We start from the raw sequence: 6,562 nt of genomic DNA, 5'->3' as shown, positions 1-6,562 counted from the left end.
TCAAGGAAGATTGGATCACCTGGGTGTACCCGTTAGTGGCGGGATCAGTCAGAGCGTACACAGTCGAATCATTAAGTTTAGGTGCGGAGGCTGTCCATCTAATCAAGGCCCCGGGCTGTCGGTCAGTGTGATAATGAGGTGAAGAGGTCAGGCCTCAGGTGTTACCGTAAGTAAGAAGAGGACACCCATAGAATTTTTTGCTGGATAAACAGGGGCTGCTGAGCTGCATGGCCTATGTTGATCTGAATCCGATTCGGGCTCAGTAAGCAGATTGCCTGAAGTGGTCTGACTTGACTTCGATCCAGTAGAATTTTATGGGTGTCCTTATTATGCGTCCTTATTATGCTTGGTTTCTTCCTGATAGTTTCTAAACCTTCCATATCGAAAGCCAAATTTTCAAAAATGGTTGTAAATTCGGTGTCCGTCTCTTGTAATGTTGAATTGAATGCTGTAATTAGAAGCCATTCACTGAGATATATTTTTGTAAAGGATGTTTTATATGGTGCTGTTCTTTCCAATCCATCAAGAAATTGATTGTATTAGTGGTGACGGTAATATTCTAGGGAGGATAAAGTTTGATGGCTCTAAAGATGAGTACATATTCTACCCTGCGAATGAGTCAATAGTCTTATCAGGTTTAGAAGGGGCAAGTATTGCTGAGAGGTTAGCGGGTCTTGAATCGGGTAAGTATTCAATATCTATGCAAGATGATGATTGATTTATTAGTGGCGCTAAAGGGGCTGGATAAAATGTTGTCATACTTATATAAAAAGTAGACCCACTAGCTTTATTGCTGGATGAGCAGGGATTGCTATCCGCATGGCCTATGTTGATCTGAATCCGCTTCAGACTGTGATATCCGTTTGCCCGGAGTGCTTGGTCTTTACATTGATTCGGTAAAGTTTTTTGGATATTCTTATTATGCTTATTGTGATTGTATAAAAGACAATCAATGCGTGTTTGAATCGATTATCAGCGCATAATTGGTATATTGTTTCAAACTTAAAACGGAACAGCGGGAACTGTCAAGGGTGAGTTTTTGGGTTTAAATCTCTAATCCGACAGCCTCTTTATAATCCGTGAGTTGGTACTGAATTGAGTAAATCTGCAATCGGAATAATAGAAAAAGTAAATAGAAAAAGGACACCCGCTAAAATTTACTTGGATTAAGGATATTTATCACATCACTGACCCTATAGTGGCTGAAGATCAGTCTGTAATAGAGTTCTTCGCATGAACCAACTTGAGGTGTTCATAGTTCTGTGTCACCCGGGTTTGACAGATCGACGTATTCGTCGATCCGGCCTTCGAAGTAGATGCTCAACTGAGACAGTGTCAGCTACAGTTTTGGTGGTGTTCAGCTTCACTGACAACTCAGGTATTACGCCCCCGTTCCGCGTCTAGCAATGCCCGTTTACGTTCGAGTCCCCAGCGATATCCGCCCAGGCTGCCGTCGCTTCTTAGCACCCGGTGGCAGGGGATCAGTACGCCGATGCGGTTCTTGCCGCAGGCAGAGGCCACGGCGCGCACCGCTTTGGGTTTGTCGATTCCTTCGGCCAGTTCAGAGTAACTGAGCACCTCACCCTCGCGCACACTGAGCAAGAACTGCCAGACCCTGACCTGAAAGGCGGTGCCGCGTATATCGAGTGGTAGCTCGGGGCGGGGTGCCCCCTGGCTGATATGCTGATCCAGCGCGGCCATCCAGGCATCCAGCTCCGGCGATTGCTGGGCATCCGAAGGACTCAGCCCGGCGTTTGGGAATTCCTGCGCGAGTTGGCTTACCAGCACCTCCTCATCATCACCAAACTGCACAAAGCAGACACCCTTGTCGGTTGCCGCCATGACCATCAGCCCCAGGGCGGTGTTGCGGCAGGCGTAGGAGATCGTCTCACCCGCGCCCCCGGCCCGGTAGACCTTGGGTGTCATGCCGATATTGCGGCCCGGTTCGCCGTAGACGCGGCTGAGGGAGCCGAAGCCGGAGGCATAAATAGCATCGGTAACATCGTCACCGGCCTTGAGGGATTGCTTGAAGTGCTGCATCCGTATGGCGTCCTGGTAGGCCTTGGGGGAAACACCAAAGGCCTGCTTGAAGACCCGTTGTAGCCGGGAGGGGGAGAGCAGGGCCTGCCCGGCCAGGTCTGTGAGAGTCAGTCGTTCATCGGCGTGTTGCTCGATATAGCGGGCGACCTTAACCAGTCGCTCTACCTGCGATAGACGCTCGATCGACTGGCAGCGTTTGCAGGGCCGGAACCCCGCCAGCATCGCGGCTTCGATCGTCCTGAAAAACCTCAGGTTCTCGGGCCGCGCCGCTCGGGAGGAACATGACGGCTGGCAGAACACGCCGGTCGTCACCACGCCGTAGTAAAACTGACCGTCGAGGGCGCTGTCTCTGGCTGCGATCGCGGCGCGCATTTGTTGTTCAGATGGCATCGACATGGGGTGTCCCTCGGTTAAAGATTGATGACCGCAATGTAACCCTGTCCCTGATGCGGCGGCCATCCGATTCTTGCTACATCATTTCTACCATTGCCGGGCAAGTGCTGTCCAAACAGCTGGGCCGGGTGAAATCCGGGTGAAAATATCGGCGGCAAGATTCGGATGGTTTGACACGGCGTTGCTGGTTAGCCTTGCGGTATTCGCCCTGTGCCGTGACAACTGACACAGGTGCGACTGCAATGACTACAAGTCCCGGTCTTCGCTGTGGTGTACCACGGTGCTGGCGCTTAGGAGGCTGTGAAAGTATTGCCGGTGATAAGGATGTAGGCTGGCGGTGAACTAGCGAACCCCGGAAATGCCTCGAATTCCCTCGATCCAGGCGCCTTCACGGCAATGTTGGGCTTTGTCGCTACGCTCCTCAGCGCCAACCTACGTCAGCCTCTTAGGGTTGGGAATGTATCTGAAAAATGACAATAGGGCTGCTATGACCTCTTTGCTCGAAACCGATGTAGATGTCCTGAACTGGGGCGATATCACAGCTGCATTAGATGCCAGGGGTTATGCCGTGGTGCCCGGTTTCTTAAGCGCCGCGTTGTGTGGTCGGCTGATGGCGGATTACGGGCGTCACGATATCTACCGCAAAACCGTGCTGATGGAGCGCTACCGCCTTGGCAGTGGCGAGTACAAGTACTGGGACTATCCCTTGCCGGCGGTGGTGCAGCAGCTGAGGGAGACGTTGTATCCCAGGTTGGTGCCGATCGCCAACCAGTGGATGCAGGCGCTCAATATCGACAGAGTCTTCCCCGATACGCTGGCGCAGTTGCAGCGGCAATGTGCCGCCAGCGGCCAGCATAAGCCGACGTCGCTTATCCTGCGATACGGCGCAGGCGGGTGCATCAGGACCTCTATGGTGAGGTCTATTTCCCGCTGCAAGCTGCCTGTATCTTGAACCGGCCAGGAAGGGATTTCAGCGGCGGCGAGTTTGTCCTGACCCAGCAGATACCGAGGGCGCAATCCCGGGCCATGGTGTTAACCCCGCAACAGGGCGATATGATTATCTTCGCCACTAACTTTAAACCGGAGCGGGGTACACGTGGCTGCTACCGGGTTACTATGAAGCACGGTGTCAGCGAGGTGCATCAGGGCGCGCGTTACGCCATGGGCATCATCTTTCATGATGCCGAACGTTAGCGCAGTAACGGTCGGAATAGAGGCAAGCCAACGATATGAGGAGTCAGTGAGTTGATGGACCTGTTTGATCAGATCGCGGACACACCGCAGAACCTGCTGCCCTATGACGGGGTGGCGGAATACTATGGCCCTGTGATGCCGCTGGATCAGGCCGACCAGTTCTATCAGGCCCTGCTGAGTGGTATTGCCTGGCGAAATGATGAAGCGGTGATCTTTGGCAAAAAGATCATTACCAAACGCAAGGTCGCCTGGTATGGCGATCAGCCATTCAGCTATACCTACTCCAAAACCACCAAGACGGCACTTGCCTGGACTCCGGAGCTGCTGGCGCTGAAGGCGATTGTCGAAAAGGAAAGCGGTGAAAGCTACAACTCCTGCCTGCTTAACCTCTATCACGACGGCAGCGAGGGGATGGCGTGGCACAGCGACGGCGAGACCGACCTGAAGAAAGACGGTGCCATCGGCTCGCTGAGCCTGGGGGCCGAACGGAAGTTTGCCTTCAAGCATAAGGGCAGTAAAGAGTCAGTATCCCAGGTGCTGGAGCATGGCAGCTTACTGGTGATGAAAGGCACCACCCAGACCCACTGGCTACACCGCCAGCCACCCACCAAAGTCCCCCATGTCGCGAGGGTTAACCTGACCTTTCGTACTATCGTCAGCTGATATGCAGAGGCCTCGGGGCCTATCCGATTGGCCTTGGCCTCAGAGAACCAGTCCCTCCTGCGCGATCATCCGCTTTACGGATTCGCGCTCTAGCATGGCGTCGGTATGGCGTTTCAGCTGGGGCCAGTTAAGGGCGTTGGCGTCGTAGCGGCGGCTCCACCAGGCGATCATAAACAGGTGGAAATCGGCACCACTCAGTTTGTCGCCGAGTAGCCAGGGGCCGCTGTCCTTGAGGTTGTCGTCCAGCAACTGCCAGCAGCGGCTGAGTTCTGTGGTGGCGCTGGCTTTGATGCCTGCGAACGCTGTGGCGGCGTCGGTATACTGTTCCGGATGCGCCCAGCGGTTGGCGGCTTCCTGAACCGTACCGGAGAGCCAGAACAGGGTTTGGTAGTAGCGGCCGCGCAAAGGGGAGTTTGTTGCCGGCGCCAGGTCGCTGTCGGGATGCTGGTCCAGCAGGTAGGTCAGGATGGCGGCGGATTCGTAGACAATCTGTCCCTGATGGCGCAAGGTCGGGACTTTACCGTTGGGGTTGATCGCCAGATATTCGGCAGAACGCTGCATCTGTTTCGCCAGGTCGATCTCGACCATCTCGTAAGGTACGCCCAGTTCTTCCAGTATGGCGTGGGATGCCATATTGGCACCGCCCCGGTCCCAGTATAGTGTGTAGATGGTTCTCTCCTTTGCGTTTTGCGAACTGTTGCTTAGCCGACTATTGTCGCGCCAAACTGCCGGCAGTGCCACGGCCATTGCCAGATTGGCCCTGGCTGGGGGGCGCTGTCTCAGCGGCTTCGGTCTCTCAGCTGCTGCGACACGGTCGTTTACCGGTAATGAAGGACACCAGCCCAAACCATTGGCTGCACCGGCTGCCGTCGACCAGAGTCCCGTATAGATCGCTTATCAATTTGACCTGTCACACTATCGTCAGTAGAGAACCCGCCGACCTCTGGTTTGCTGTCCTTTACTAATGCTCCCCCAGGCCTTGTCGCATGGTCGGTGCCTTGCCTTCGGTGGGGAGTTATCGTTCAATAGTTTGCGGTGGCGGGCCACCGGCTTACCGGTGCGGACTGAGTGGCGCCATGCGCCTTCGACCGTGGCGCTGTTACAGCGGTTTCTACCTCGTCAGGTGATGTCGAGTTGGCCCTGCGTATAGCCTAAAGCAGTATATGACAGGCCTTCCCGGTGGCTGAGAATCCGCGAATGAGCCATAACCATCCACCATCCCCAGTCGGTGAAATCTTGTTGATCCGAGTAAATAAATACACACAGAACGTTGCCGATCGGATGATGATCGGTAACCGAGTACAGTTAGCAGATCGCCCTTGAAGATACCTAAACGCCTAAGGCCCCTCGTCGAGGATGGCCTGATCGATGAAGTCATCAGCCGTCTGATGAGCGGTAAAGAAGCCGATGTATATATTGTCCGTTGTGGTGACAGTATCCGCTGCGCCAAAGTCTATAAAGATGCGGTGAAACGCAGCTTTAAGAAAGCCGCGCAATATCAGGAAGGGCGCAAAGTTCGCAGTGGCCGCCAGGCACGTGCGATGCAGAAGAGCTCTAACTATGGCCGCCAGCAGCAGGAGGAGATCTGGCAAAATGCCGAAGTCGACGCCTTGTCCCGCTTAGGCCGTGCCGGAGTGCGGGTGCCTGAAACCTTCGGTTGCGTGGACGGTGTTCTGCTGATGGAGCTGGTCACCGATGGCGACGGTGACGTTGCACCACGACTCGGTGATGTGATGATGTCGGAAGAGCAAGCGATTGAAGATCACAACCTGATGATGCATTACATTATGCTCATGTTGTGTGAGGGTATTGTGCATGGTGACCTATCCGAATTTAACGTGCTGGTCGACGATGATGGCCCGGTGATTATCGATCTGCCCCAGGCGGTTAATGCCGCGGCCAATAACAGCGCGCAGGAGATGTTCGCCCGGGACGTCAACAATATGCGCCGCTACTATGGCAGTTTTGCGCCCGCCTTATTGCGCACGCAGTATGCCAAAGAGATGTGGGCGCTGTTCGAAGAGGGGAACTTAACGCCGGGATCGACGCTGAGTGGTGACTTTGGTGATCGCAATGACAGCGCTGATGTCGATAGCGTACTTGAAGAGATCAAAGCAGTGATGCAGGAAGAGCAGGCCCGCCAGGAACGCATCCGCGAAGCCGTTGAAGAGGCATAAGTGAGTCGCCCTCAGCAGACAGCTCCTATAGTTAAGCTATCCAACCCGCAGATAGGGTGGGTGACCCGCATCCTCATCATGTCTCAGGAATATCT

General features: G+C 54.4%; 5 protein-coding genes and 1 pseudogene. 4 read left to right on the top strand and 2 right to left on the bottom strand.

The features are described from left to right. Window positions 1–499: 499 nt before the first annotated feature. A complete protein-coding gene (locus Q354_RS0120420; protein ID WP_027859228.1) occupies window positions 500–718 on the top strand; it encodes a hypothetical protein in 219 nt (72 codons plus the stop codon). 656 nt (window positions 719–1,374) lie between these two features. Here the strand turns inward: Q354_RS0120420 and ada are convergent. Then, window positions 1,375–2,436: a bifunctional DNA-binding transcriptional regulator/O6-methylguanine-DNA methyltransferase Ada gene (gene ada / locus Q354_RS0120415; RefSeq protein ID WP_027859227.1), complete on the bottom strand. Its 1,062-nt coding sequence runs from the start codon at window positions 2,434–2,436 to the stop codon at window positions 1,375–1,377. Window positions 2,437–2,791: 355 nt separating this feature from the next. Between ada and Q354_RS28960 the strand changes: the two are divergent. Together Q354_RS28960 and Q354_RS0120405 are read left to right on the top strand one after the other, a co-directional pair. Further along, a pseudogene (locus tag Q354_RS28960) lies at window positions 2,792–3,627 on the top strand (2OG-Fe(II) oxygenase). Between the two features lie 54 nt (window positions 3,628–3,681). After that, the gene (locus Q354_RS0120405; protein ID WP_027859226.1) at window positions 3,682–4,290 is read left to right on the top strand and encodes an alpha-ketoglutarate-dependent dioxygenase AlkB family protein; all 609 of its coding nucleotides are present in this window, start codon (window positions 3,682–3,684) and stop codon (window positions 4,288–4,290) included. Window positions 4,291–4,329: 39 nt separating this feature from the next. Here the strand turns inward: Q354_RS0120405 and Q354_RS26670 are convergent, their stop codons facing one another. Further along, window positions 4,330–5,037, bottom strand: coding sequence for a glutathione S-transferase family protein (locus Q354_RS26670; protein WP_084332693.1), 708 nt, complete (start codon window positions 5,035–5,037; stop codon window positions 4,330–4,332). A 572-nt stretch (window positions 5,038–5,609) separates the two neighbouring features. On the opposite strand from Q354_RS26670, the gene Q354_RS0120395 reads away from it, so the two are divergent. Then, complete coding sequence (locus tag Q354_RS0120395; protein WP_027859225.1) at window positions 5,610–6,467, top strand: PA4780 family RIO1-like protein kinase; 858 nt, start codon at window positions 5,610–5,612, stop codon at window positions 6,465–6,467. Window positions 6,468–6,562 lie beyond the last annotated feature (95 nt).

Source organism: Marinobacterium jannaschii DSM 6295 (assembly GCF_000620085.1).
In the GTDB taxonomy this organism is placed as follows: domain Bacteria; phylum Pseudomonadota; class Gammaproteobacteria; order Pseudomonadales; family Balneatricaceae; genus Pontibacterium; species Pontibacterium jannaschii.
Note: the sequence above shows the minus strand (reverse complement) of the source record. Positions and strands in the feature narration are given on the sequence as shown.

Bases quoted from the DNA above. Each gene is read 5' to 3' on its own strand.
- Q354_RS0120420 (WP_027859228.1), top strand. From the start codon at position 500: ATGGTGCTGTTCTTTCCAATCCATCAAGAAATTGATTGTATTAGTGGT.
- ada (WP_027859227.1), bottom strand. From the start codon at position 2,436: ATGTCGATGCCATCTGAACAACAAATGCGCGCCGCGATCGCAGCCAGA.
- Q354_RS0120405 (WP_027859226.1), top strand. From the start codon at position 3,682: ATGGACCTGTTTGATCAGATCGCGGACACACCGCAGAACCTGCTGCCC.
- Q354_RS26670 (WP_084332693.1), bottom strand. From the start codon at position 5,037: ATGGCCGTGGCACTGCCGGCAGTTTGGCGCGACAATAGTCGGCTAAGC.